Origin of the sequence: Halomonas sp. DP5Y7-2 (assembly GCF_019802025.1) — a bacterium.
Taxonomy (GTDB): domain Bacteria; phylum Pseudomonadota; class Gammaproteobacteria; order Pseudomonadales; family Halomonadaceae; genus Halomonas; species Halomonas litopenaei_A.
In genome coordinates this window covers 669,726-693,170 of record NZ_JAHVHY010000003.1, presented here as the reverse complement: position 1 = coordinate 693,170, position 23,445 = coordinate 669,726, and the positions used below count along the sequence as shown (strand labels likewise).

Below are 23,445 nucleotides of genomic sequence, written 5' to 3'. Positions count from 1 at the left end.
GAAAAACATACAGCACTGGATAAATGACCAGATTATCGCCCGGCAGTTCAATAGAAACAATTGGTTGGAATAAACATGAGCATAAAAAAACGCTGCCTTGGCAGCGTTTTCTGATGTGCTCTCGTTGCGGCACCGACGTTAACCGGCTGCATTTTTCTCAAGATACTGATCCTTGAGCTTCACGTAGTTGCCGGCGGTATAGGGGAAGAAGGCCCGCTCACTGTCCTTCAAGGGGCGCAATGCCTTGGCCGGGTTGCCGGCATAGACGTGTCCGCTTTCCAGCCGCTTGCCGGGCGGCACCACGGCGCCGGCGGCGATGATCACTTCATCCTCGACCACCGCCCCGTCCATCACGATGGCCCCCATGCCAACCAGGATCCGATTACCCAAGGTGCAGCCATGCAGCACGGCCTTGTGGCCGATGGTGACCTCATCACCGATGGTCAAGGGCCAGCCCCCCGCATTGAAATCGCTGGCATGGGTGATGTGCAGTACGCTGCCATCCTGCACGCTGGTGCGGGAGCCGATGCGGATGCGGTGCATGTCACCACGAATCACCGCCATCGGCCACACCGAGCAGTCATCCCCCAACACCACGTCACCCAGTACCATGCACTGGGGGTCGACGTAGACCCGCGCCCCCAGCACCGGCGCCTTGCCCTGCCAGGAGCGGATCACCGGAAAACCGGGAGCGGGCGACGACACGGGGGAGCCAGACGCTGCGTTGTCGTTACTATCGGTCATGCTCGGCACTCCTTATCAGCTATTCGTGAGACGTGGCTGGTACAAGGGCAGCACGGTCAGCGGCGGCTACAGCAGGCTGCTGAACAGCACCACCAGCACCAGCGGAATCGAGACCCAGCGAACGACCGCGCGCCACACGCGAAAGCCGTTGGGACCAGCATCCAGCGCCCGCAGCGCCTCGCGCTCAGGCATTACCCACGCGGCAAAGATGGCGATCAAGAGGCCGCCGAGGGGCAGGAAGATCTCGGGCGGGATGGTGCTGACCACGCCAAAGAAGTTCATGCTGCCAATCACGTGGACGTCACTCAAGGTAGAGAACGACAGCACACATAATAGCCCCACCAACCACACGCAGATGCCCACCGCCAATGCCGCCAGACGACGACTGAGACCCCATCCCACCAGGGTCGATACCATCGGTTCGGCCAGGTTGATCGACGACGTCCAGGTCGCCAGCAACAGCAACAGGAAGAACAACCCAAGCCAGAAGGCACCGCCAGGCAGATCCGCAAAGGCCACCGGCAGTGTGACAAAGACCAGGCCAGGGCCTTCGCCAGGATCCATGCCCTGGGTGAACACCACCGAGAAGATGGCGATACCGGCCAGCAGCGCGACCAGCACGTCCAGCACCGCCACTGCACCGGCGGCACCGGGCAGGCTTTGATGGTCAGGCATGTAAGCGCCGTAGGCCATCAAGGCACAGGCACCCACCGCCAGGGTGAAGAAGGCATGGCCCATGGCATGGACGAAGACCATCGGCGTCAGCGCCGAAAAATCCGGTGTGAACAGCCATGCCATGGCGGGACCAAAACCGTCCATGGTCACGGCGTGGCCAGCCAGCACGATCAATAACAGATACAGCGCAGGCATCAGCAGGTTATTGAGGCGCTCGAGCCCCTTGGCCACACCCGCGGCCACCACCACCATGGTCATGACCAAAAACAGGGTGTGGTTGAACGTCATGCGCAGGGGGTCTGCGAGAAAGGCGTCGAAGCCAGCGCCGATCTCCGGGCCACTCTTGCCGGCAAAGCCGCCGCTGAAGGCGTTGACCATGAAATCGATGGACCAGCCGGACACCACCGAGTAGAACGACAGAATACAGAAGACGGTAAAGGCCCCGAACAGACCAAGCCACTTCCAGTGAGTCGAGGTGCCACGCTGGCGTGCCAGCTCCGCCAACGACTGCATCGGGCTCCTGCGTCCGGCCCGGCCGATCATGATCTCGGCCATCATCACGGGCAGGCCCAGCACCACCACAAACCCTACATACAGTAAGAGGAAGGCAGCTCCCCCGTTTTCGCCGGTGATATAGGGGAAGCGCCATATGTTGCCGAGGCCCACGGCGGCCCCGGTCACGGCCAGGATAAAGGCGCGGCGCGAACTCCAGCGTTCCAGCGTCTGGTTCATGGTCTTTCGGTGTCCACATCGAGAAAAACGAAGGGCGCAAGACTAGCACATTGAAACAGGCGACAGTCGCCCGCATTTACTGAACCATTGTCGAATTCGAGAGGTGCACATGTCCCGCAACCCGCTGCTTGAACGCCACACCCTGCCGCCCTTCGGTGAGATTCGCCCTGAGCATGTCGCCCCGGCGGTCGACACCTTGCTTGAGGAGCTGCGCGACGGTGTCGAAGCACTGGTGGCTGAAGCCGAGCAAGCGACGCCCACCTGGGCCAGCCTGGCGGCGCCACTGGAGGAGTTGAGCGATCGCCTGGCACAGGCCTGGTCGCCGGTCTCCCACCTCAACTCGACCATGAGCACCCCTGAGCTGCGTGAGGCTCACGATGGCTGTCTCGAGAAGCTCTCCGCCTACAGCACCTGGATCAGCCAGCATGAAGGGCTGTTTCGTGCCTGGCAGGCGCTCAAGGATAGTCCAGACTTCGCGACCCTCAGTGACGCCCAGCAACGCGCCGTGAACAACGCACTGCGTGATTTTCGCCTGGCAGGCGTCGACCTGCCGGCCGACAAGAAGCAGCGCTCGGCGGAAATCCGCTCACGCCTCTCGAGCCTGTCCAGCACCTTCTCCAATCAGCTGCTGGATGCTACCCAGGCCTGGTCGCTGGACCTCGAGGACGACAGCCGTCTGGGGGGGCTGCCCCAGAGCGCCCTCGATACACTGGCAGCCAACGCTGAGTCCAAGGGCAAGAAGGGGTATCGCATCACCCTCGACTTCCCCAGTTTCTTCCCGGTGCTTTCCTATGCCGAGGACCGCGAACTGCGCCGCGAGGTGTACACCGCCTTCGTTACTCGTGCCTCGGACCAGGGGCCCAATGCCGGCGAATATGACAACGCCCCGATCATGGAACAAACCCTCGCACTGCGTCGCGAGATGGCCGAACTGATGGGGTTTGCGACCTACGCCGACTACTCACTGGCCACCAAGATGGCCGACAGCCCCAGCCAGGTCGTCGGCTTCCTCGACGACCTGGCCGAGCGCGCGCTGGACCAGGGCCAGCAGGAATTCAGCGAGCTGGATGCCTTCGCCAAGGACACCTTGGGTCTGGAGGCTCTGGCCCCTTGGGACATCGGCTTTGCCAGCGAGAAGCTGCGTGAAGCGCGCTACGCCATCTCCCAGGAGCAGCTGCGTCCCTACTTTCCGGCCCCCAAGGCGGTTCAAGGCCTGTTCAGCGTGGTGGAAAGGCTCTACGGCGTGCAGGTCGAGCGCGACAGCGACGCTCCCACCTATCACCCAGATGTGGGCTTCTACCGGCTGTATGAAAACGGCGCCCCCATCGCCGGCTTCTACCTCGACCTTTATGCTCGCGAGGGCAAGCGAGGCGGAGCCTGGATGGATGAATGCCGTGTCCGCCGTCGCCGCGACGGTGAGCTGCAACTGCCGGTGGCCTACCTGACCTGCAATTTCACCCGCCCGGTCGGCGACAAGCCGGCACTGCTGACCCACGATGAGGTCACCACGCTGTTCCATGAGTTCGGGCATGGTCTCCATCACATGCTGACCCGCCAGGACGTTGCCGATGTTTCAGGCATCAATGGGGTTGCCTGGGACGCCGTCGAGCTGCCTAGCCAATTCATGGAGAATTTCTGCTGGGAGCGTGAGGGGCTTGACCTGATTTCTGGACATGTCGATACCGGCGAGCCGCTGCCTGACGAGCTGTTCGACAAGCTGATCGCAGCCAAGAATTTCCAGTCCGCCATGGGTCTGCTGCGCCAGGTAGAGCTGTCGCTGTTCGACTTCCGCCTGCACCTGGAACCAGCGGCGCCCAGCGCGGCGGAGATTCAGGCGCTGCTGGATGACGTGCGAGCGAAGGTATCGGTGGTCCCCAGAGTCGACTTCAACCGCTTCCAGAATAGCTTCGGTCACATCTTCGCCGGCGGATACGCGGCAGGTTACTACAGCTACAAGTGGGCAGAAGTGCTGTCCGCCGATGCCTGGAGTGCCTTCGAGGAAGCCGGCACCTTTGACGCCGAGACCGGTGCTCGCTTCCGCCGCGAAATCCTTGAGCAGGGTGGAGCCCGTGACGCCGCGGACCTGTTCAAGGCCTTCCGCGGTCGCGATCCCAGTATCGAACCGCTGCTACGCCACAGTGGTATTCGCGCCGCTTGATACCCGTGACCATCGACGCCTCCGCATCTTGCGGAGGCGTCGCCCTATACGGAGACAACGATGACCGTAAAGAAACGTTTCATCGCCGGCGTGGTCTGCCCACGCTGTGCTGAAATGGACCGCATCCGCGCCTGGGAGCAGAACGGCGTGCGCTACAGAGAGTGCGTCAGCTGTGGCTTCTTCGAGCAGCTGCCGATCGAAGACGACGTGCTCGAGGAGCTGGCGACACGGGTCAATCAGGAACACGACGCCCCAGCGGCAGAAGAGATTCAGCCAGTGCGCATTCTCGATCCCGGCAAGCGCCACTGACCCGGAAAGCGGTACTGACTCAGAAAGCGGTACTGACCCAGAAAGCGGAACTGAAAAGCACTGCAGGATACCCCGTCCCGACCCCTTGCCACCGTCCTGGTAGATCACTACGCCGCCAGGACGTGCCCTGCCTGGGCCAACATGCGGATTTCCGCACACCCACTTCGGCCATCCGTGCGAGATATCGGACATGAGGCGTCACAGCGTTTTCGACTATTGTCTAAATAAAAAACCATAAAAACTTGAATTTATTAGCTTTTTATTAAAAAGGCACACCCCTTGCGATGTTTATTGCGTTGACCGACTGACGGCCAACTGCCATCTCATTTCGTCATCTCTGACTACGCTTGAGATCGCAGCACCGTCATCACGACCCATAATCACAACGTCCATCGCATTGGGAGACATTGCATGAGCACCTCCACTCGCCTCCTCACCGGCGTCCTCGCCACCACGTTTGCCGGCACCCTGCTGGTCTCCGCTGCTGCTCAGGCAGATCGCGAAGACTGGCCTGAGAGCTTCACCGTTGGCACCGCGAGCCAGGGCGGCACCTACTTCGTCTACGGCTCCGGCTGGGCCAACCTGGTCGCTGACCAGCTCGGTCTGTCCGGTGGCGGCGAAGTCACCGGCGGCCCGACCCAGAACCTGGCTCTGGTACACGGTGGCGATGTCGCCTTCGGCCTGACCACCATGGGTCCGGCTTCCGACGCGGTGAACGGCAAGAGCCCGCTGGCCCCTGGCATCCAGATGGACAACGTCTGCGCCCTGTTCCCGATGTACGAGACTCCGTTCTCCATCACCGCCCTGTCCGACAGCGGCATCACCTCGATCTCCGAGATTCCCGACGGCGCCCGTATCGGCTTCGGCCCGGCAGCCTCCACCTCAGACACCTACTTCCCGGCCATTCTGGAAGAGCTGGGCGTCAACTTTGATCGCCGCAACGGAGGCTGGTCTGACCTTGGCGGTCAGCTGCAGGACGGCCTGCTCGACGTGATTGCCTTTGCCGCCGGCATTCCGATCCCTGCGGTCAGCCAGCTCGAAGTGCAGACGGACGTCAACATCATCGAATTCACCGAGGAAGAGCAGCAGCAGATCCTCGAGGCCTTCCCGGTCTCGGCCTTCCAGATCCCGGCCAGCACCTACACGACCCTCGAGGAAGATGCCCGTGCGGTGTCCATGTGGAACTTCGCCATCGCTGGCTGTGACCTGCCGGAAGACTTTGTCTACGAGGTCACCAAGGTAACCATGGAAAACAACGACAAGATGCTGGACGTGCACCGCAGTGCCGCCACCACCATCCCTGACAACATTCAGTACAACACCGTGCTGCCGTTCCACCCCGGCGCCGCGCGCTGGTACGAAGAAAACGGCTACGAGATCGATCCGTCTCTGGTCAAGCAGTAACGCTATTACCCGCCCGCAGCCAGGCTGCGGGCGGGGCACTGGCCGGTCGTTCGTTTCCCAAGGTATCGCTCCATGACTCACACCCCCGATTCTCCCCGCGACGAGCAGGCGACCGACACTCCGGTCGAACCCATCGTCGCCTCGGGCGTCGACGACGAAGCCGTCGAACCCAATCGTCGTCTGTTCGAAGGCGGCAAGTGGTGGCTATTCGGCATTCTGGCCGTGGCCTATACCGTCTTTCACCTGGTCTCCCTCAATATCTATCCCATCGAGACCTGGTCGTTCCGCATTATCCATATCGCCGGCGCCCTGATCCTCGGCTTTGGCCTGTATACCGGCTCCCGCTTCGTTGAGGAGGGCCAGGATGGCGCCCCCCGCTGGGCCAGCATTATTGCTCTGGTCCTGCTGGTGCCAGCCGCCTACGCATTGCTGCAGACGGTGCTGATGCAGCAGACCATGGCAGGCGGCGCCATGCGCATCGATCCTGCCATCGAAAACTGGCACTACGGCGCCCCCCTGATCATCGCCACCCTGGGGGCCATCGCGCTGTCATGGATTCCTCGCCAGGCGCGTCATCAGCTGTTGCTTGCTGACGTGGTGCTGATGGTCTGTGCCGCCGCCGTGGCAGGCTACCTGCTGGTGGTCTTCAACAGTCCGTTGCGCGCCTCGACCGGCACCTCATTTGCCCCCATGGGTATCAGCTGGGCCGCCATCGCCGGTTCGCTGCTGATCCTGGAGCTCACCCGCCGTGTCGCCGGCCTGGCGCTGGTCGTCATCTCGGCGATCTTCCTGGCCTACGTGTTCATGGGCCCCTGGCTGCCGGGCTTCCTCGGCTATCCCGGGCTGTCACTCGGACGTTTCTTCAGCCAGGTCTACACCGATGCTGGCATTCTGGGGCCGACGACCGCCGTGTCATCGACCTATATCATCCTGTTCATCATCTTTGCCGCCTTCCTGCAGGCGTCGAAGGTCGGCGACTACTTCGTCAACTTTGCCTTCGCCGGTGCCGGTCGTGCGCGCGGCGGCCCGGCCAAGGTCTCGATCTTTGCCTCTGGCCTGATGGGTATGATCAACGGCACCAGTGCCGGCAACGTGGTATCCACCGGCTCGCTTACGATTCCGCTGATGAAGAAAGTCGGCTACCCCGCACGAAGCGCCGGCGCCATCGAAGCCGCTGCTTCTACTGGCGGCCAGATCATGCCGCCGATCATGGGTGCAGGGGCCTTTATCATGGCCGAGATCACCGGGATTCCCTATACCGAGATCGCGGTGGCGGCGCTGATTCCTGCCATCCTGTACTTTGCCTCCGTCTACTTCATGGTTGACTTCGAGGCGGCCCGCAAGGGCATGCGTGGCATGCGCAAGGAAGAAATTCCCCAGTTCTCATCGCTGATCAAGCAGGTCTATCTGTTTGCTCCGATCATCATCTTGATCGTGGCCTTGTTCATGGGCTACTCGGTGATCCGTGCCGGCACCCTGGCCACCGCTTCCGCGGCTGTCGTCAGCTGGCTGTCGCCGCACAAGATGGGAATACGCTCCATCCTTCGCGCCTTGAGCCTGGCCGGCACCATGTCGATCCAGATCATCGCGGTGTGTGCCTGCGCCGGCCTCATCGTCGGGGTCATCGCGCTGACCGGTGTGGGTGCTCGCTTCTCCTCCCTGCTGCTTGGATTGGCCGGCGTCAGTCAGCTGCTGGCGCTGTTCTTTGCCATGTGCATCTCGATCCTGCTGGGCATGGGCATGCCCACCACGGCGGCCTATGCGGTGGCAGCATCGGTGGTCGCCCCCGGCCTGATCGATATCGGCATTCAGCCGCTGGTCGCCCACTTCTTCGTGTTCTACTTTGCCGTGGTGTCTGCCATCACGCCGCCCGTGGCCTTGGCTTCCTATGCCGCAGCAGGCATTTCCGGTGACAACGCCATGGGGACCTCGGTGGCCTCGTTCAAGATCGGCCTGGCGGCCTTCATCGTGCCGTTCATGTTCTTCTACAGCCCGGCCATGCTGATGGAAGGCGACTGGGCGCAGATCCTCAGGGTAGGTACCACTGCGACCATCGGTATCGTGCTGCTGGCAGCTACCGTGCAAGCCTGGTTCTTTGGTCCGGTCAAGGCCTGGCAACGCCTGGTGATGCTGGTGGGCGCCCTGTGCCTGATCTACGGCGGCATCGTCACCGACCTGGCGGGTCTTGCCATTGCCATCGGCCTGTTCTTCATGCAGCGCGCCAGCGGCGGTGGCGCCAGAAGTGCCACGACTGGCTGATACACGCGCAGTGCACCGATGTGACGTCAACTAACCCTCGCCCCGCCATCTGGCGGGGCGTTCTTTTGGCCACTCGCGACGGGCCATGAGGCCCACCAACGACGAAGGCCCCGCCAATGGCGAGGCCTTCGTTCTTGTTATCGTGGTGGCCCGCATCGGGCCAAGGGTCCAGCGTTGTTGTTATATGAGCGCCGAAGGGCAACCCGACAGTCAATGACCGGCAAGATTGTCAACGATCTTTAGCGTCGGCTCTGCCTGATTCAGGGTGTAGAAGTGCAAACCGGGAGCGCCGCCATCCAGCAGCCGCTGTGCCAGGCGCGAGATCACCTCTTCCCCGAAGGCCGAGATAGACGCGCTATCGTCACCGTAGGCTTCCAGCTGCTTGCGAATCCAGCGCGGAATTTCCGCCCCGCAGGCGTCAGAAAAACGCGCCAGCTTGGAATAGTTGGTGATCGGCATGATGCCGGGAATGATCGGCGCTTCCACGCCCAGCTGGCGCGCTCGCTCGACGAAATGGAAATAGGCGTCCGCAGTGAAGAAGTACTGGGTAATCGCCAGGTTCGCTCCGGCGTTCATCTTGCGCGCAAAATTCTGGAGATCAGCCTCAAAGCTCGGGGCCTGAGGATGCGACTCGGGATAGGCGGCCACCGCGATCTCGAAGTGATCCCCGGTTTCCTGCCGGATGAACTCTACCAGTTCATTGGCATAGCGCAGCTCACCGATCCCCCCCATACCCGAAGGCAGATCACCGCGTAGCGCCACCAGGCTATTGATGCCCTGGGCCTTGTAGTCTGTCAGCAGGTCACGCAGCTGGGCTTTCTCGCTGCCGATGCACGACAGGTGCGGCGCAGTGGTGATACCGCTCTCACGCACGGCATTGACGGTCGCGATGGTACGGTTCTGCGTCGAGCCGCCGGCGCCGTAGGTGACTGAGAAGAACCGCGGGTTACGCTCGGCCAGAAGATCCCTGTTGCGCATCAATTTCTCCCGCCCGGCATCGGTGTTCGGAGGGAAAAATTCAAAGCTGATGCCCAACGGGTGCTCTTGTGCGCTCATAGCCAGTGGTCCTTATCGCGAGTGGCGGATCACCGCCACAGGGTGCCCGATCATGTGATGTCCGCCATTGTGACGACTCCACCGCGTGACCACCAATGAAAGTTTCGCGAGTGAACTTCAATTTCTTTCATATAAAAAAAGAGAAATTGATAACCATAAATTCTAAAGACTCCTGTGGCTGGCGTCATCAATGGTCTACTGACACCCTCACTGCCAACGGGCATCATGTTGGCTTCGCCACTCACTCAAGGATGATGTTCATGGCTGTCGACCCCAGCTCACTGATGGGCCCACTGTGGACGCTGCTCGCCTTCGTCGCGTTAGGGGTACTGGCGGCCAGGATGTTGAGAGTGGATGCTCGCCCCGTGGCGACACTGCTGGTCTACCTGATCGCTCCGTTGACCTTCTTCAGAGCCCTGGTGCTGGGTGGGCCCACCCCCGCCTACCTGGCGCTGACAGCAGCCTTGTTCGTGATCGCAAGCCTGGTGGCGATGGGGGTCAATCTACTGGGTAAGCGTTGGCTTCCAGATGAAGAGGGATCGGTGCTTGCCTTCTCGGCGGGCACCGGCAATACCGGCTACTTCGGCCTGCCTGTCGCGCTGGTGCTGCTGCCGCCCTCGGGCGTCACGCTGTATCTGTTCTGCGCTCTCGGCGTCACCCTCTACGAGTTCACCGTGGGCTTTTACCTTAGTGCCAGAGGGCGCTTCTCAGTGCGCGACAGCCTGCTCAAGATTGTCCGACTGCCACTGGTCTACGCGTTTCTGGCAGCGCTGCTGGTGGAAGGCGTTGGCATTCACGTACCCGCCGAGGTCACCGATGCCATGGCGGTGTTTCCTGCCACCTACACCCTGCTCGGCATGATGATCATCGGTATGACGCTGGGCCGCGTATCGCCGCGCTCGCTGGACGGTCGTTTCATTGGCGCCTGTGTGGCAGTGCGCTACGCCCTCTGGCCAGTGCTGATGCTGATAGCCGTTGTGCTGCTGCAGCTGACCATCGGGCTAACTAGGGATATGGCGCTGGCGTTATTGCTGGTCGGCGTCGTGCCCATGGCCGCCAACGTGGTGGTGGTGGCCATGGAGCTGGGTATCGCCCCAGAAAAAGGCGCGCTGGCGGTGCTCATCACCACCCTGGCTGCGCCCCTGGTCATCCCGCTATATCTCAGTGCCATGCTGGCACTAGTGGGACTGAGCTAGCCCGAGGTCCTACCCGGAAAAACGGGTTCTACCAGAACCGCCTGGCCTGAGGGGCGCGCCCTTAGCCGTTCCACGTACGCGCGGACGCGGGGAACCGCCTCGACCAGGGGCTGAGCAGGCGGCGTGGCCACCATGTAATCCAGCATGGGGGCCGCCAGCGCATCCGCCAGAGTGAAGTCATTCCCCGCCAGATAGTCTCTTCCCTCCAGCCGTACGTCGATAATCCCCAGCATCTTCTGCGCGTCCGGGGTGGCTTCACTCAGTTTGTCTGCACGCACCTGGCCATTGGCTCCCCTGGGGAACACCAGTTCCAGCAAGTAGCGTCTGACGATGGCCTGGTCCACCTGGGTGGCCAATGCACTGCACCACTGGTCCACCACGGCACGCTCCCAGATATCCGTTGGCAGCAGCGCTGGGCCCTCAAAGGCGGCGTCCAGATAACGACAGATGGCAACACTTTCATAGAGGCGCCGCTCGCCATGCAGCAAGACCGGGATCTTGTCGAAGGGGTTGAGTGCAAGCAGCTCGGGCGTGTGCAGCCCCACGGAGATACCATCGGCCTCAAGGCCAACGCTGTGCTCTATGCCCTTCTCATGACACACCAGCATCACGCTACGCACAAAGTTCGAGAACGACGGACCTACTATATAAACACTTGCCATGCCAACCTCCCCTATCTATCAGACACGGAACCGCCGGCAGTCGCCGACGTCTGCTGTGTGAGTCGGACTCACTCGTCTTGCAGCATGGCCGCTGGCACCATATGTTCAACAACATATTTTGTCGCCGGATACCGCCCATGCCCTGGAGCAACGAACGCAAGCGCGAGACCCGCCATCGCATTCTCGATGCAGCGGCTCGCTGCTTTACCCAACGAGGCTACGATGCCGTCAGCATCGACGAGGTGATGGCCGACGCCGGCCTGACCCGGGGTGCCTTTTACGCCCACTTCGACAGCAAATCATCGCTCTACGCCAATGCCATTCGTCATGCGGCCAGACGTGGGGCCATTGAGCTCGAGCAGCTCGAAAGTCGAGAAGCGCGTATCGATGCCTATCTGAGTCAGTCCCTCGACAAGGACGAGGTGTCCTGTCCGCTGGCCTGTCTGGTCAGCGATGTAGCACAGCGCGACGAGCAGGTACGCTCCACCTACACCGCCCTGCTGGAAGGCTTTCTGGAGCGCTTTCTCGGGACCTCAGAGATGGACAGCGACGCGCGAAAACGCGCGCTCGGTCAGATGATTGCGATGATCGGCAGCCTGGCCATGGCACGCACGGTCAATGACCCACGACTGGCGGAGGAATTGCTGGAGGCCGGCAGAACGCTGGCAAAGGCCAGCGAGCTAACCGGCGGCCGCGGCGCCGCTGTCGGCCAAGAGGCCTGAACAACGAACGCTGAGTCAGGCCGGGCAAGCGAACGGGTGCCTCTCGATGGCGGGTAACAGCCCCCTTCTCGGCCCTTCTCGGCCCTTCTCAATCCCTCTCAGGCCCCCGCCAGGACACCCTCGGGGCAGGCACGTGGCATCGCGGGTTCGGCCTCGATCACACGCCCCTCCCAATCGATCAATGCCAAACTGCCATCGGGACGCTCAATGAGAGCCGTGCAGTGCTCTACCCAATCACCGTCATTGCAGTACAGCACGCCATTCTGGGCGCGAAAACCGGCCTTGTGGATATGCCCCCCCACATAGCCATCCAGACCTTCTCGGCTGGCCTGATGGATCGCGGCCTGCTCAAACTGTTGCACGTACCGCTGCGCGGCACCGATACGGCCTTTCACCGCGGCTGCCAGTGACCAGTACGGCAAGCCCAGCAGACTGCGCGCCTTGTTGCACCAACGGTTAAGCGAAAGCACGAACTGATGCATGCCATCACCCAAGGCCATCAACCATGGGGCCAGGCGTACGTGAGTATCAAACTCGTCGCCGTGACTGACCAACAGACGACGCCCGTCGGCGGTTTCGTGGATCGCACGACGCTCGATACGCACCCTATGCATGCGCAAGCCACAGAGTTGGCGCAACGCAGCATCATGATTTCCGGGAATATAGATGATCTCGCATCCGCCCTTGGCCAAACGCAGGATGCGCCCTACCAGCCGCTGCTGTTCGGCAGGCAGCGCAGCGCGTCGATGCATGGCGATCAGGTCGATGACATCTCCGACCAGATACAAGCGTTCGGGGCGAACTCGGCGCAGTAACCGCGACAGCAGCGCTGCCTGACAGTCGCGAGTGCCAAGGTGAAGATCGGAAACAAACAGGGTACGGGCGGTCAGTGACGTGGCCATGAGCATCCTCCTGTGACGCCCTAAAGCCTGTCTCTTCTTGGTGACAGCGGCGTGGCGTGGCCGTGACGATCCGATGACCGCAGGGCGCACTACTGCGCCAATGTGCCTGCCACGTCGGTAGCGCCATCATCCACCGGGTGGGACTCAGCGAATCCCGCCACGCCGCCCCCCGCCAGCTGCTGCGCCAACGCTTGCACCTCCGGGTGCATCACAAACCGGCGCCAGCGCGCCGCGCCCACGCTTCCAACCCCTTCACGAGCCAGCCAGTCCCGCTGCGTCATTGCGACCAGCCCGCTCCAGCTATCGCTCTCGCCTAGATCCCCCGACGCGGGAGCCCCTAGCGCCCGAATCCAGCGGCTGAAGCTGCGATCAGGTGTACGGGAGAAAACGTCAAACAGACGCTGCGCGGTCACTGGCCCGATGCCATCGACCTGGGCCAGCTGCTGTGGCGTCAGCCGTTGCCAGGCGAGCAGGTCATCGACCAACCCCGCCTCCAGCAGTGCCCGCCAGGTACCCTCACCGACGCCATCCAGATTCAGCGCCGCCGCTTCGCTCAACCACTCCAGGCGAGCCAGAAACTGCTGGTAGCAGTCTGGCGTAGGATGCCAGCAGCTGAGAAAGTCATAGTCCGCCGGGTCTGGAAGCGTCAGTGGAGCACGTTGGGGGGCTCGCCAGGCAACGCTCTTCACCTGAGGAATGATCAAGCCAGCAAGTTGAATGACGGCCTGGTCCCCAGGGCGCAGGTCCCACTGGCGCCAGCGCTCCAGGCTACCCAGACTGACCTGGCTCAGCGTGCGCCCGTCGATGGTCACCGGCACCAGCCGTGCCACCGGAGTGATCCTTCCACTACGCCCGATCCGGAAGTCGATGCCGGCGACCTCCGCCAGGGCTTCCCGTGGCGGATATTTCCATGCCAATGCCCAGATTGGCGGTCGGTCCGTCCAGGATGCTGCGCCAGGGCGCCGGCCGCGTTTCACCACCACCCCATCGGTGGCGAACGGCAACGGCGTGCGATGCCAGCGATCGCGCCAGTCGGCAACCTGCGATGGCATGGACACCAGATAGCTGTACTGCGCTACCAGGCCTAGGCCCAGCGCCTCGAGGCCTGCGAGGCGATCTTCCATGTCGTCAGGCCCGGCTGGCCAACCCCAGATGAACACTCCGATACGCTGCCCCTGTTCCTGTGTCAGCGCATCACGCGCCAGCCATCCGGCGATCCGGTTGCGCGCACCGCTGCCACCCTGGGTCCGCTGTACGTGCTGGGACAGTCGCTCGAACAGCTCTCCCTGAAACACCAGGGTGCCGTCATTGGCCCATGCAGACCAGGCGTCAGGTAGGTGCTTGGGGATGGCGTCTATCATGGCAGCGTGGTGAGTCCAGCGACGCCCTTCATGGCGGTTGCCACGGCTGACAAGGTCCGCCAACTGACCGTCCCGATAGATCAACGTCATCGCGACGCCATCGACCTTGGGCTGTATCCAGATATCTCGTGTACAGCCGCTCGCCCTCGAGGTTGCCAACTCCACCGCGGCGGCAGTCGAGAGAGCGTCAACGGTACCGGCGTCAAACAACGGGTCGCGAGACAATGCCTGGTCCTCGCTGGCAACAGGTCTGGCGCTGGCAGTCGCCGGAGGCTCCGCGCATACTCTATCCAGCCACTGCTCCACCTGGCGGATATCCTCGGCCTTGCGCAAGCCTCCATGAGCCACCGGATGTGCCAGCCGCTGGTCAGACAGCGTCTCATCAACAGACAGCGTCTCGTCAACAGACAACGAGGCGCCTGCCTCTGCAGCGTCGGGAACGGCGAGCGGAAAGCAGACACCTAACTCCTGATAACGCTGCCAGGCCTGGTCGAACACATCGTCACTGACCGGTGAGCTACCATCTTGCCGATAGGCAAGCTCCCAGGCATCGAGCCGCTGCTTTCTCTCGGCAAGTTGCTCGCTGGCAATAGCGTGGGACCACGCGGGACATTCGGCCATGGCAGCCCCGGACAGCGGCCACCACAACAGCAGTAGTATCCATGGGAGCAGAGCGCGCCATCCAGAGATGACGGCGCTGATGACGCTGATATCCTTGCTGCGCATCACTGGCCCTCCGTGGCCACTAACACCAGACCTGCTGGCTCGCACGACATCTTCACGACAGCTATTGCAGACAGCGACTACAAGCCGAGACAGGGCTTAGAGACCGAGATTCGAGACAGGCACTCGCTGGCCTTTGTCACCTGTGGCCTTTACCAGCAGGTCCTGAACGATCGCCCACTATTGCCCCACTATCGCCTCACTATCGCCCCACCAACCGCCCCACCATCGCCCCCGCGCTACACGCAGACTCAGATGTCGCCGTGCTGGCGGCTCCGAAGGTGCCGGTCACTCCGCTTTACCGCCCACCACGTCAACCCCAGCAGCGGAGACGCAATGGCGATACCCAGCAATATCTGCTGTGCGATCGTCATAGCGAGGCCTCCCCGGCTGGCCGGTGGGTCGGCATGACAACATTGCCGGCAAGCCGCGACAGCCGCTGGGTCGCCAGCACGAATGCTGGAACACTCAAGGCAATCACGATGACGGCCGTGAGCAAGCCCTGCTGCTGCAACAACATCATCATGATGGCGGCGGCGGTCACCAGGAATGTCGCCAAGGCCGCCGCGACTTCAAGCGCCAGCTTGGTCAAGAACAACTCGCGGTACTGCAGATAGGCATCGCCTTCCAGGCAGCCGTCCTGAGGCTCGCGAGATGACCTTGCTGCACATGGCTCTGAACATGTGTCTGACCATGGCTCTGAACCTGTGTCTGACCATGACGTGACTGATGATGTCATTGTTGGGGGATAGCGCGTATCGACCCTCTGCTGCTCCTGGTATCGGCTCATTTGTTCGATTCCCCTGTCGTATCGCTGTGGGCAACCAGGCAGCACATTTGCCTGACGGGGCCTCTTGGATGGCGGTTCCTCTGTCCTGGAGGACGCTGGCACCTGGCCGGATACTGGTCAGTTTAGTCGGCGGCTGCGAAGGCTACTGTGGACATGCTTGCTAAGGAATAGAACCGGGACCAAATCACACTCTGCCCCCCATCTTGTCGTCACAAAAGGGGAGAAACGCTCACATGAATACGCAAGAAAGTAAGCATCTTCTTCGCAGTCAGTAGCTATTCACCCAGCCCTGGAGATATCGCCCCTTGCCGATCGCTGGCAGAGCAAAAAAGACCCGCCCAGCTTGGCTGGGCGGGTCTTGGTATGACGGACACCAGGCGGGAGGCTAGCGTGTCGTCAATCTATCACCAGCGGGCACATTACAGCCCTGCTGCACTCCGCAGCGCATCGGCACGATCCACCTTCTCCCACGGGAAGGCGGTGAAGGTCTCGGTGTGAGTCTTGCCCTCGGTATCGGTCCAGCTATAGCTGGCCTCGAAGGGTTCACGGCCGAAGTGGCCGTAGGCCGCTGTCAGCTGATACATGGGGTGCAGCAGGTCGAGCATGCGGGTAATCGCATTGGGGCGGAGGTCGAAGTGTTCACGCACCAGCTCGACGATACGCTCATCGTCGATACGGCCTGTACCAAAGGTATTGATGGAAACAGAGGTAGGCTCTGCCACCCCGATCGCGTAGGACACCTGAATCTCACAGCGCTCTGCCAGCCCAGCTGCCACGATGTTCTTGGCCACATAGCGGCCTGCATAGGCGGCGCTGCGGTCGACCTTGGACGGGTCCTTGCCGGAGAAGGCGCCGCCACCATGGCGCGCCATGCCACCGTAGGTGTCCACAATGATCTTGCGCCCGGTCAGTCCACAGTCTCCTACCGGACCACCAATCACGAACTTGCCGGTCGGATTGATGTGGTAGCGGGTATTGTCCGACAGCCACTCCGCCGGCAGCACATGTTCGATGATCTCGCGCTGAACCATCTGACGCAGCTGTTCCTGATCGATCTCCGGATCATGCTGGGTCGATAACACTACCGCGTCGACGGCACAGGGCTTGCCCGTATCGTCGTAGCGCATGGTCAGCTGGCTCTTGGCATCTGGGCGCAACCAGGGCAGCAAGCCCTGCTTGCGCAGCTCGGCCTGACGCTCGACCAGACGATGGCTGTAATGAATCGGCGCCGGCATGTACGACTCGGTCTCGTTGGTGGCGTAACCGAACATCAGGCCCTGATCGCCAGCCCCCTGATCCTCCGGCTTGTCGCGATCCACGCCTTGGGCGATCTCGACACTCTGCTTGCCGATCAGGTTCATCACCCCGCAGGTTTCCCCGTCGAAGCCTACGTCGGAGGAGGTGTAGCCAATATCCATGATCACCTTGCGCACCAGATCTTCGAGATCGACCCAAGCGGAGGTGGTGATCTCACCGGCCACGATGGCGACACCAGTCTTGACCAGCGTTTCGCAGGCCACGCGGGCATTCTTGTCCCGCGCGATGAGCGCATCGAGCACGGCATCGGAAATCTGGTCAGCAATCTTGTCCGGGTGTCCTTCGGACACGGACTCGGAGGTAAACAGGGAGTATTCGCTCATGGCGTCCTCGACCCTCTGTAGGATAATCGGCAGGCGGGCCTGGCAGGTGGAAACAGAAGCGTCCGCTGGAGCGGGCGCAATGTGCAGATTCCGCGCGGACCTGGCGGAGCAGAATTCTACACGCTCGACCGCTCTGTTCCTAGCGATCCGGCTGCCTGCGGGCCGCCGCTACGGCCAGGGTCAAGGCTGCGTGCATTTGATGGATCGCCCTTTTCCGGCGACAATATGTCCCCGACCGATCTGCGCCGCCCCTTCGCCCTCGCTGTCCGCGGGCTTGACTGGCGGCGCTCAGCCTTGACGCCGCTGCGCCGCCCACACCGGGCACGCCAACGTCAGATTGACACTTTGCCCCAGGCGAGGAGCCCTCAATGCCGTCCCGTTTCGAACTGGCCAACGCCATTCGCGCCCTTTCCATGGATGCTGTCCAGAAAGCCAACTCCGGCCACCCCGGAGCCCCGATGGGCATGGCCGATATCGCTGAGGTACTGTGGAACGACTATCTCGTCCACAACCCCGACGATCCCAAGTGGGCCGATCGCGACCGTTTCGTGTTGTCCAACGGCCACGGCTCCATGCTGCTCTACTCCCTGTTGCACCTGTCCGGCTATGACCTGGGCCTGGAAGAGCTGCAGAACTTCCGTCAACTGCACGCCAAGACCGCCGGCCATCCGGAATACGGCTACGCGCCAGGCGTCGAGACCACCACTGGACCGCTTGGTCAGGGGCTGGCCAACGCGGTGGGCATGGCCATGGCGGAGCGCACGCTCGCGGCGCAGTTCAACCGTCCGGGTCATGAGGTCGTCGATCATCACACCTACTGCTTCTTGGGTGACGGCTGCCTGATGGAAGGCATCTCCCACGAGGTCGCCTCCCTCGCCGGAACTCACAAGCTGGGCAAGCTGGTCGCCTTCTACGACGACAACGGTATCTCCATCGACGGTGAGGTCGAAGGCTGGTTCACCGACGATACTGCCAAGCGCTTCGAGGCCTACGGCTGGCACGTGGTGCCCAATGTCGACGGCCACAAGCCAGAGGAAATCAAGGCGGCCATCGAGATGGCCCGCGCCCAGGATGATCGTCCCAGCCTGATCATCTGCAAGACCATCATCGGTTTCGGCTCCCCGAACAAGCAGGGCAAGGAAGAGTGTCACGGCGCTGCGTTGGGCGAGGAAGAAGTCGCCGCAGCCCGCAAGCAGCTTGACTGGCCCCATGCGCCGTTCCACATCCCCGAAGAGGTGTATCAGGGCTGGGATGCCTGCGAGCGCGGCAAGCAGCACCAGGCGGACTGGCAAGCACGCTTCGAACGCTACCAGGAGGCACACCCGGAACTGGCGCGTGAATTCCTGCGGCGTCAGAAGGGCGAGCTGCCTAGCGAACTGAACAGCGAAGCACTGGTTGAGGCGGCACAGCAAAAAGGCGACACCATCGCCTCACGCAAGGCGTCCCTTGGCTGTCTGAACGAGCTTGGCCCGCAGCTGCCAGAATTGCTTGGCGGCAGCGCCGACCTGGCACCGTCCAACCTGACCTTCTGGAAGGGCGCTGAAGCCATCACCCCGGAAGCCCCTGGCGGCAACTACCTGCACTACGGGGTGCGTGAGTTCGGTATGGGTGCCATCATGAACGGCATCGCGCTGCATGGTGGTTTCGTTCCCTACGGTGCCACCTTCCTGATCTTCATGGAATATATGCGCAATGCCGTGCGCATGGCGGCGCTGATGAACCAGCAGGCGATCTTCGTCTACACCCACGACTCCATTGGCCTGGGTGAAGACGGACCGACCCACCAGCCCATCGAGCAGCTGACCAGCCTGCGCACCACCCCCAACCTGTGCACCTGGCGTCCTGCGGATGCGGTCGAGACGGCAGCAGCCTGGGCCCATGCCATCAAGCGCAGCGCCGGCCCCACTGCGCTGGTCCTGTCACGCCAGAACCTGCCCCACCAGGACCGCAGCAAGAGCCAGCTGGCCAATATCCAGCGCGGCGGCTACGTGTTGAAGGACAGTGAAGGCACCCCTGAGCTGATCCTGATCGCCACCGGTTCCGAGCTGACCCTGGCCATGCAAGCCGCCGAGTCACTCGAGGCCGACGGCAAGCAGGTGCGCGTAGTGTCGATGCCGGCCACCGATGTGTTCGACAGCCAGGACGCTGACTACCGAGAGTCGGTCCTGCCGCGCAATGTGCGTGCACGCCTGGCCATCGAGGCGGGACACCGCGACTACTGGACCAAGTATGTGGGCTTGGACGGCGACGTCATCGGCATGTCCAGCTTCGGTGAATCGGCACCTGCCGGCGATCTGTTCAAGCACTTCGGCTTCACCGTGGACAACCTGGTGGCCCGCGCCAAGGCTTTGCTCGACTAGGCCATCAGCGCTGAGCTCGGCCAGTCCGGCTACAGGTTCCACACTCAGCGTGTGGCTGCTGACAGCGCGTACTGGTGGTGAGCGAAAAATGAAAGGGGCACGGCGAACGCCGTGCCCCTTTTTATTGAACCGCACCGAGCTGACTCACGGCAGCGAGAGAGACGGGCCTGAGTCGCTGCACAGGCGCTCTGACCTAGGCCGCCTCGACCTCGATGCGGCGCGGTTGATGACTCGCCCTTCGCGGTAGTCTGATAGTCAACTGGCCATGCTCCATGTTCGCCACGATAGCATCCGTGTCGAGTTCAGGACTCAGAGTAAAACGCCGAGCGTAGCCACTGGCCTTGTACTCTGCATACAGGGAGGCCATCCCATCAGGGATAGACAGTGCCATTTCGCCCTCAATGGACAGCACCCCGTCATGTACCTCGATACTCACGCCGTCCCTGGACACCCCAGGCATATCGGCTACGAGCACGACGGCCTCCCCGTCCTCACGAATATCCACCCTTGGCATCAGGTGTTCTTTGTCGCGCGCCGGCAGCGGTGTCTGTTGTGATGCATGGGGAGAGCCACTCTGGGAAACCGGCGCAGGTTCATGGCGTGCTACGTCGTTCATCGCTATGTCCTCCTGTCGAGTCGTTTCAGTGCAAAGCGTCGACCTGGATGCGCCGCGGCTTCAGCTCCTCGCGCTTGGGCAACACGACTTCGCAGACGCCGTGACGGTGAGACGCCCGAGCGCGGTCCACATCGACTCCTTCCGGCAACGCGATGCTGCGCTTGAAGTCGCCGCTAAAGCGCTCCTGTCGGTATCGCGTCGGGGACGCATCCGCAGGTTCTGCTGCGTCTTCGCGCCGACCACTGATCGTCAGCAGGTTGCCCTGCACACTCAGCTCCAGTGAGGCGGGGTCCATGCCGGGCACAAACAGATATACGTGCACGGCGTCATCGGTACGACCAATGTTGATGGCAGGAAAGCTATCCGCTGCCACCGAGCGAATATTCGCTGCTCCATACGGGGTGGAAAGATGGTGGGGCGAGAACGCTCTGGAAGAGAAGGGTGACGCCTGGTCCAGCCACTGTTGCATCCAGCGGAATGGAGCATCCATTTCTGCATCGAAACGCCTGAGATCTCCAAACATGGTGAACACCTCCGACAGTAACGTTGTGACAGGGGGTTTCCCCTAGACGCTACATAGGTGTCAAAAGACGAAAATCAAGCCCTCCACACAAAATCCCGCCAGTCCCTGTGGGAACTGGCGGGTTCTTGAGACGCCGCTAGAGACACCCGCTCGGCGACCAATGTCTGCTTGACACTCAGTCGCCGTCAGGCGATTGTCACGTCCGGGGCGAGATAGACGTCCTGAATCGCATTAAGCAGGGCAACGCCCTCGCGCATCGGCTTCTGAAACGCCTTGCGGCCGGATATCAGCCCCATGCCCCCGGCACGCTTGTTGATGACAGCGGTGCGCACGGCCTGGGTCAGGTCCCCCTCCCCGCTCGAAGCGCCCCCGGAGTTGATCAGCCCGGCACGCCCCATGTAGGCGTTGGCCACCTGATAACGGGCCAGGTCGATGGGGTGATCGCTGGTCAGCTCGCTGTAGACCTTTTCATGGGTGTTGCCAAAGCCGATCTTGCGGTAGCCGTCGTTGTTCTCAGGCAGCTTCTGTTTGACGATATCCGCCTTGAGCGTTGCCGCCAGGTGGACCGCCTGGCTGGTGAGGTCGGAGGCAACGTGATAATCCGTTCCCTCATGCTTGAAGCCCGGGTTACGCAGGTAGGCCCAAAGCACGGTAACCATCCCCAGCTCGTGCGCACGCTCAAAGGCGGCACTGATCTCTTCGATCTGACGACGGCTTTCGGGTGAGCCAAAGTAGATCGTCGCACCGACCGCCACGCAGCCCATGTCAAAGGCCTGGTCGACCTCAGCGAACAGCGTCTGGTCATACAGGGCGGGATAGGTCAGCGTCTCGTTATGGTTGAGCTTGAGCATCATCGGAATGCGATGAGCGTAGCGACGCGCGACCGACGACAGACCACCAAGGGTAGAGGCCACGGCATTGCAGCCCCCTTCAATGGCCAATTCGACAATGTTGGCGGGATCAAAGTAGATGGGGTTGGGCGCAAAGGATGCCCCGGCGGAGTGCTCGATCCCCTGATCCACTGGCAGGATACTCAGATATCCTGTGCCGCCCAGCCGGCCGTGATCGAACAGCGTCTGCATGCCCCGCAGCACCGCCGGGGTCCTATCGGAGTCCATCATGACGCGGTCGACAAAGTCGGCACCGGGCAGGTGCAGCTGCTCCTTGGCAATTCCACGACACTCGTGCGTCAACAGATCCTCTGCCTCGGCGCCCAGCCAGCTGGCAATATCACTCATCATGCATCTCCCTGTCGTGCCCGAATCCGTCGGGCGGTCGGTAAAGGTCAACGTCAACAGGGTAGCGGAAGAGCATCACGAACGAGAGCCCCCAAAGCTGACCCGGGTGTCAGTTATCGGCACAATGGCTCATTTCCATTGGCCCCAGTCAGTGACATGACGCACTTGAGGAATGATATGGCGGCGCTCAATACATCGGGTCTACGAGGTTTCCTGTGGCTTTGCCTGTTCTGGCTGGCTGGCGACCTGGCAACAGGCGTCGGACAGCTGCCACTATCCCCTGGCGTCGTGGGGTTGATGCTGATGACGGGCTTCCTGCTGGCGCGTGGCAGAATGCACGCCGACATTGCTGCGGCGGCACAACCTTTGATCATGCTGCTGGCGATGCTGATCATGCCCGGCGTGGTCGGCGTCTTCTGGGTCTTCGACCAGCTGGCCGGTTACTGGCTGGCGGTCGGCCTGGCGCTGACGCTGGGTACCCTGCTTAGCGTGGCCAGCACCTTGTGGCTGATGCAGCGTCTGCTTCCCCAAGACACGCCGTCTGCTCCCTTCAGGAAAACCCAATGAGCCTGTCCATCACGGATTACCTGAGCATGCCCATGCTGGCCATCGTGCTTTCGATTGGCGCTTATCTCGCGGGTATGGCCCTGTTCAAACGCCTGGGCTCGCCGGGATGGTGTCCCCCGGTATTGCTGGCTTCGCTGCTGCTTGCTGCCTTGCTGAAGGGGGGCTCCATCGACTACGCGGACTATCGCGAAGGAGCACAGTGGCTGATGCTCCTACTGGGCCCCGCCACCGTCGCCTTGGCCGTGCCGCTCTATCAGCAGATGCACCACGTGCGCGCGCTGTGGAAACCACTGCTGGTGTGCTTGCCCATCTCTACGGTGCTGGCCGCCTTCTATGCGCTGGCCATCGCCTGGTCGCTGGGGGCGCCACCGGAGCTTTTGGCCTCGCTGGCCCCCAAGTCAGTGACCGCCCCTATTGCCATGGGGGTGACAGAGCGCCTGGGAGGCTCCGTGTCGATCTTGATGGGGGGCCTGCTGATCACCGGCGTCGCGGCAACGGCCTGTGTCAGCTTGCTGGGCAAGGTGTTCAGGATCACCGATCAGCGTCTGCTGGGCCTGGCGCTGGGTATCAACGGCCATGCCATCGGTACGGTGCGTGCCTTTGAACTGGGCCCCACCGCCGGCGCCTTTGCATCGCTCGGCATGACCTTGACCGGCGTACTGACGGCCTTGCTGATGCCATTGGCCTGGGAGCTGACAGGCCTTGCTGGCTGAAACGATTCACTACCTCAGGGTACGCCACAAGCGGCGAGTAGCCGCGACGTGGGGGCCGATTTGAGATAGACTCTCGCGCCTGTGTCCATCCCACT

The 23,445-nt window shown here is 62.1% G+C and carries 21 protein-coding genes; 9 read left to right on the top strand and 12 right to left on the bottom strand.

What is annotated here, in order from left to right; genetic code table 11:
• Positions 1 to 138: 138 nt before the first annotated feature.
• Together KUW18_RS06705 and KUW18_RS06700 are read right to left on the bottom strand one after the other, a co-directional pair.
• Positions 139 to 744: a gamma carbonic anhydrase family protein gene (locus KUW18_RS06705; protein WP_261396441.1), complete on the bottom strand. Its 606-nt coding sequence runs from the start codon at positions 742 to 744 to the stop codon at positions 139 to 141.
• A gap of 66 nt (positions 745 to 810) precedes the next feature.
• The gene (locus KUW18_RS06700) at positions 811 to 2,151 is read right to left on the bottom strand and encodes a sodium-dependent transporter (RefSeq protein ID WP_206942546.1); all 1,341 of its coding nucleotides are present in this window, start codon (positions 2,149 to 2,151) and stop codon (positions 811 to 813) included.
• A 109-nt stretch (positions 2,152 to 2,260) separates the two neighbouring features.
• Between KUW18_RS06700 and prlC the strand changes: the two genes are divergently transcribed.
• The 4 genes from prlC (at position 2,261) to KUW18_RS06680 (ending at position 8,281) form a co-directional block, all read left to right on the top strand.
• Positions 2,261 to 4,309, top strand: coding sequence for an oligopeptidase A (gene prlC / locus KUW18_RS06695; RefSeq protein WP_222561032.1), 2,049 nt, complete (start codon positions 2,261 to 2,263; stop codon positions 4,307 to 4,309).
• A 60-nt stretch (positions 4,310 to 4,369) separates the two neighbouring features.
• The gene (locus KUW18_RS06690; RefSeq protein ID WP_222561031.1) at positions 4,370 to 4,618 is read left to right on the top strand and encodes a YheV family putative zinc ribbon protein; all 249 of its coding nucleotides are present in this window, start codon (positions 4,370 to 4,372) and stop codon (positions 4,616 to 4,618) included.
• A 411-nt stretch (positions 4,619 to 5,029) separates the two neighbouring features.
• Positions 5,030 to 6,022 (top strand): TAXI family TRAP transporter solute-binding subunit, encoded by a 993-nt coding sequence (locus KUW18_RS06685; RefSeq protein WP_206942540.1) that lies wholly within the window; start codon positions 5,030 to 5,032, stop codon positions 6,020 to 6,022.
• A 72-nt stretch (positions 6,023 to 6,094) separates the two neighbouring features.
• Positions 6,095 to 8,281, top strand: coding sequence for a TRAP transporter permease (locus KUW18_RS06680; RefSeq protein ID WP_206942539.1), 2,187 nt, complete (start codon positions 6,095 to 6,097; stop codon positions 8,279 to 8,281).
• A gap of 210 nt (positions 8,282 to 8,491) precedes the next feature.
• Here KUW18_RS06680 and metF read toward each other — a convergent pair whose 3' ends face one another.
• Positions 8,492 to 9,337: a methylenetetrahydrofolate reductase [NAD(P)H] gene (gene metF, locus KUW18_RS06675; protein WP_222561030.1), complete on the bottom strand. Its 846-nt coding sequence runs from the start codon at positions 9,335 to 9,337 to the stop codon at positions 8,492 to 8,494.
• 260 nt (positions 9,338 to 9,597) lie between these two features.
• Here metF and KUW18_RS06670 point away from each other — a divergent pair, with 260 nt between their 5' ends.
• A complete protein-coding gene (locus KUW18_RS06670) occupies positions 9,598 to 10,533 on the top strand; it encodes an AEC family transporter (protein ID WP_206942537.1) in 936 nt (311 codons plus the stop codon).
• On the opposite strand, the gene KUW18_RS06665 is transcribed toward KUW18_RS06670, so the two are convergent.
• Positions 10,530 to 11,195, bottom strand: coding sequence for a glutathione S-transferase family protein (locus KUW18_RS06665; RefSeq protein ID WP_222561029.1), 666 nt, complete (start codon positions 11,193 to 11,195; stop codon positions 10,530 to 10,532). The genes KUW18_RS06670 and KUW18_RS06665 overlap by 4 nt on opposite strands.
• 137 nt (positions 11,196 to 11,332) lie before the next feature.
• Here KUW18_RS06665 and KUW18_RS06660 point away from each other — a divergent pair, with 137 nt between their 5' ends.
• A complete protein-coding gene (locus KUW18_RS06660) occupies positions 11,333 to 11,917 on the top strand; it encodes a TetR/AcrR family transcriptional regulator (RefSeq protein ID WP_222561028.1) in 585 nt (194 codons plus the stop codon).
• Positions 11,918 to 12,015: 98 nt separating this feature from the next.
• Here KUW18_RS06660 and KUW18_RS06655 read toward each other — a convergent pair whose 3' ends face one another.
• From KUW18_RS06655 to metK, 5 genes are all read right to left on the bottom strand, one after another.
• Positions 12,016 to 12,819 carry a UDP-2,3-diacylglucosamine diphosphatase gene (locus tag KUW18_RS06655; RefSeq protein WP_222561027.1) on the bottom strand — a complete coding sequence of 268 codons (804 nt, stop codon included), beginning with the start codon at positions 12,817 to 12,819 and terminating at the stop codon, positions 12,016 to 12,018.
• Between the two features lie 89 nt (positions 12,820 to 12,908).
• Positions 12,909 to 14,906 carry an NAD-dependent DNA ligase LigB gene (gene ligB / locus KUW18_RS06650; RefSeq protein ID WP_222561026.1) on the bottom strand — a complete coding sequence of 666 codons (1,998 nt, stop codon included), beginning with the start codon at positions 14,904 to 14,906 and terminating at the stop codon, positions 12,909 to 12,911.
• 248 nt (positions 14,907 to 15,154) lie between these two features.
• On the bottom strand, positions 15,155 to 15,277 hold the full coding sequence (locus KUW18_RS19740) for a hypothetical protein (protein WP_261315831.1): 123 nt from the start codon (positions 15,275 to 15,277) through the stop codon (positions 15,155 to 15,157).
• On the bottom strand, positions 15,274 to 15,495 hold the full coding sequence (locus tag KUW18_RS06645) for a hypothetical protein (protein ID WP_206942530.1): 222 nt from the start codon (positions 15,493 to 15,495) through the stop codon (positions 15,274 to 15,276). The genes KUW18_RS19740 and KUW18_RS06645 overlap by 4 nt, the downstream gene beginning before the upstream one ends.
• A gap of 617 nt (positions 15,496 to 16,112) precedes the next feature.
• Positions 16,113 to 17,333: a methionine adenosyltransferase gene (gene metK / locus KUW18_RS06640; RefSeq protein ID WP_206942528.1), complete on the bottom strand. Its 1,221-nt coding sequence runs from the start codon at positions 17,331 to 17,333 to the stop codon at positions 16,113 to 16,115.
• Between the two features lie 368 nt (positions 17,334 to 17,701).
• Here metK and tkt point away from each other — a divergent pair, with 368 nt between their 5' ends.
• Complete coding sequence (tkt, locus tag KUW18_RS06635) at positions 17,702 to 19,693, top strand: transketolase (RefSeq protein WP_206942526.1); 1,992 nt, start codon at positions 17,702 to 17,704, stop codon at positions 19,691 to 19,693.
• Between the two features lie 193 nt (positions 19,694 to 19,886).
• Here the strand turns inward: tkt and KUW18_RS06630 are convergent, their stop codons facing one another.
• From KUW18_RS06630 to KUW18_RS06620, 3 genes are all read right to left on the bottom strand, one after another.
• A complete protein-coding gene (locus tag KUW18_RS06630) occupies positions 19,887 to 20,309 on the bottom strand; it encodes an Hsp20/alpha crystallin family protein (protein WP_222162130.1) in 423 nt (140 codons plus the stop codon).
• A gap of 25 nt (positions 20,310 to 20,334) precedes the next feature.
• Positions 20,335 to 20,832 carry an Hsp20/alpha crystallin family protein gene (locus tag KUW18_RS06625; protein ID WP_222561025.1) on the bottom strand — a complete coding sequence of 166 codons (498 nt, stop codon included), beginning with the start codon at positions 20,830 to 20,832 and terminating at the stop codon, positions 20,335 to 20,337.
• A gap of 185 nt (positions 20,833 to 21,017) precedes the next feature.
• Positions 21,018 to 22,070 (bottom strand): class I fructose-bisphosphate aldolase, encoded by a 1,053-nt coding sequence (locus tag KUW18_RS06620; protein WP_206942525.1) that lies wholly within the window; start codon positions 22,068 to 22,070, stop codon positions 21,018 to 21,020.
• Between the two features lie 177 nt (positions 22,071 to 22,247).
• On the opposite strand from KUW18_RS06620, the gene KUW18_RS06615 reads away from it, so the two are divergent.
• Both KUW18_RS06615 and KUW18_RS06610 read left to right on the top strand, forming a co-directional pair.
• On the top strand, positions 22,248 to 22,637 hold the full coding sequence (locus KUW18_RS06615) for a CidA/LrgA family protein (RefSeq protein WP_222561024.1): 390 nt from the start codon (positions 22,248 to 22,250) through the stop codon (positions 22,635 to 22,637).
• Positions 22,634 to 23,350, top strand: coding sequence for an LrgB family protein (locus tag KUW18_RS06610; RefSeq protein ID WP_206942521.1), 717 nt, complete (start codon positions 22,634 to 22,636; stop codon positions 23,348 to 23,350). Before KUW18_RS06615 ends, KUW18_RS06610 begins: the two co-directional genes overlap by 4 nt.
• Positions 23,351 to 23,445 lie beyond the last annotated feature (95 nt).

Coding starts and splice junctions, on each gene's coding strand:
- ligB (WP_222561026.1), bottom strand. CDS start 14,906: ATGCGCAGCAAGGATATCAGCGTCATCAGCGCCGTCATCTCTGGATGG.
- KUW18_RS19740 (WP_261315831.1), bottom strand. CDS start 15,277: ATGACGATCGCACAGCAGATATTGCTGGGTATCGCCATTGCGTCTCCG.
- metK (WP_206942528.1), bottom strand. CDS start 17,333: ATGAGCGAATACTCCCTGTTTACCTCCGAGTCCGTGTCCGAAGGACAC.
- prlC (WP_222561032.1), top strand. CDS start 2,261: ATGTCCCGCAACCCGCTGCTTGAACGCCACACCCTGCCGCCCTTCGGT.
- KUW18_RS06685 (WP_206942540.1), top strand. CDS start 5,030: ATGAGCACCTCCACTCGCCTCCTCACCGGCGTCCTCGCCACCACGTTT.
- KUW18_RS06680 (WP_206942539.1), top strand. CDS start 6,095: ATGACTCACACCCCCGATTCTCCCCGCGACGAGCAGGCGACCGACACT.
- KUW18_RS06705 (WP_261396441.1), bottom strand. CDS start 744: ATGACCGATAGTAACGACAACGCAGCGTCTGGCTCCCCCGTGTCGTCG.
- KUW18_RS06670 (WP_206942537.1), top strand. CDS start 9,598: ATGGCTGTCGACCCCAGCTCACTGATGGGCCCACTGTGGACGCTGCTC.
- KUW18_RS06620 (WP_206942525.1), bottom strand. CDS start 22,070: ATGAGTGATATTGCCAGCTGGCTGGGCGCCGAGGCAGAGGATCTGTTG.
- KUW18_RS06660 (WP_222561028.1), top strand. CDS start 11,333: ATGCCCTGGAGCAACGAACGCAAGCGCGAGACCCGCCATCGCATTCTC.
- KUW18_RS06655 (WP_222561027.1), bottom strand. CDS start 12,819: ATGGCCACGTCACTGACCGCCCGTACCCTGTTTGTTTCCGATCTTCAC.
- KUW18_RS06630 (WP_222162130.1), bottom strand. CDS start 20,309: ATGAACGACGTAGCACGCCATGAACCTGCGCCGGTTTCCCAGAGTGGC.
- KUW18_RS06615 (WP_222561024.1), top strand. CDS start 22,248: ATGGCGGCGCTCAATACATCGGGTCTACGAGGTTTCCTGTGGCTTTGC.
- KUW18_RS06700 (WP_206942546.1), bottom strand. CDS start 2,151: ATGAACCAGACGCTGGAACGCTGGAGTTCGCGCCGCGCCTTTATCCTG.
- KUW18_RS06690 (WP_222561031.1), top strand. CDS start 4,370: ATGACCGTAAAGAAACGTTTCATCGCCGGCGTGGTCTGCCCACGCTGT.
- tkt (WP_206942526.1), top strand. CDS start 17,702: ATGCCGTCCCGTTTCGAACTGGCCAACGCCATTCGCGCCCTTTCCATG.
- metF (WP_222561030.1), bottom strand. CDS start 9,337: ATGAGCGCACAAGAGCACCCGTTGGGCATCAGCTTTGAATTTTTCCCT.
- KUW18_RS06665 (WP_222561029.1), bottom strand. CDS start 11,195: ATGGCAAGTGTTTATATAGTAGGTCCGTCGTTCTCGAACTTTGTGCGT.
- KUW18_RS06610 (WP_206942521.1), top strand. CDS start 22,634: ATGAGCCTGTCCATCACGGATTACCTGAGCATGCCCATGCTGGCCATC.
- KUW18_RS06625 (WP_222561025.1), bottom strand. CDS start 20,832: ATGTTTGGAGATCTCAGGCGTTTCGATGCAGAAATGGATGCTCCATTC.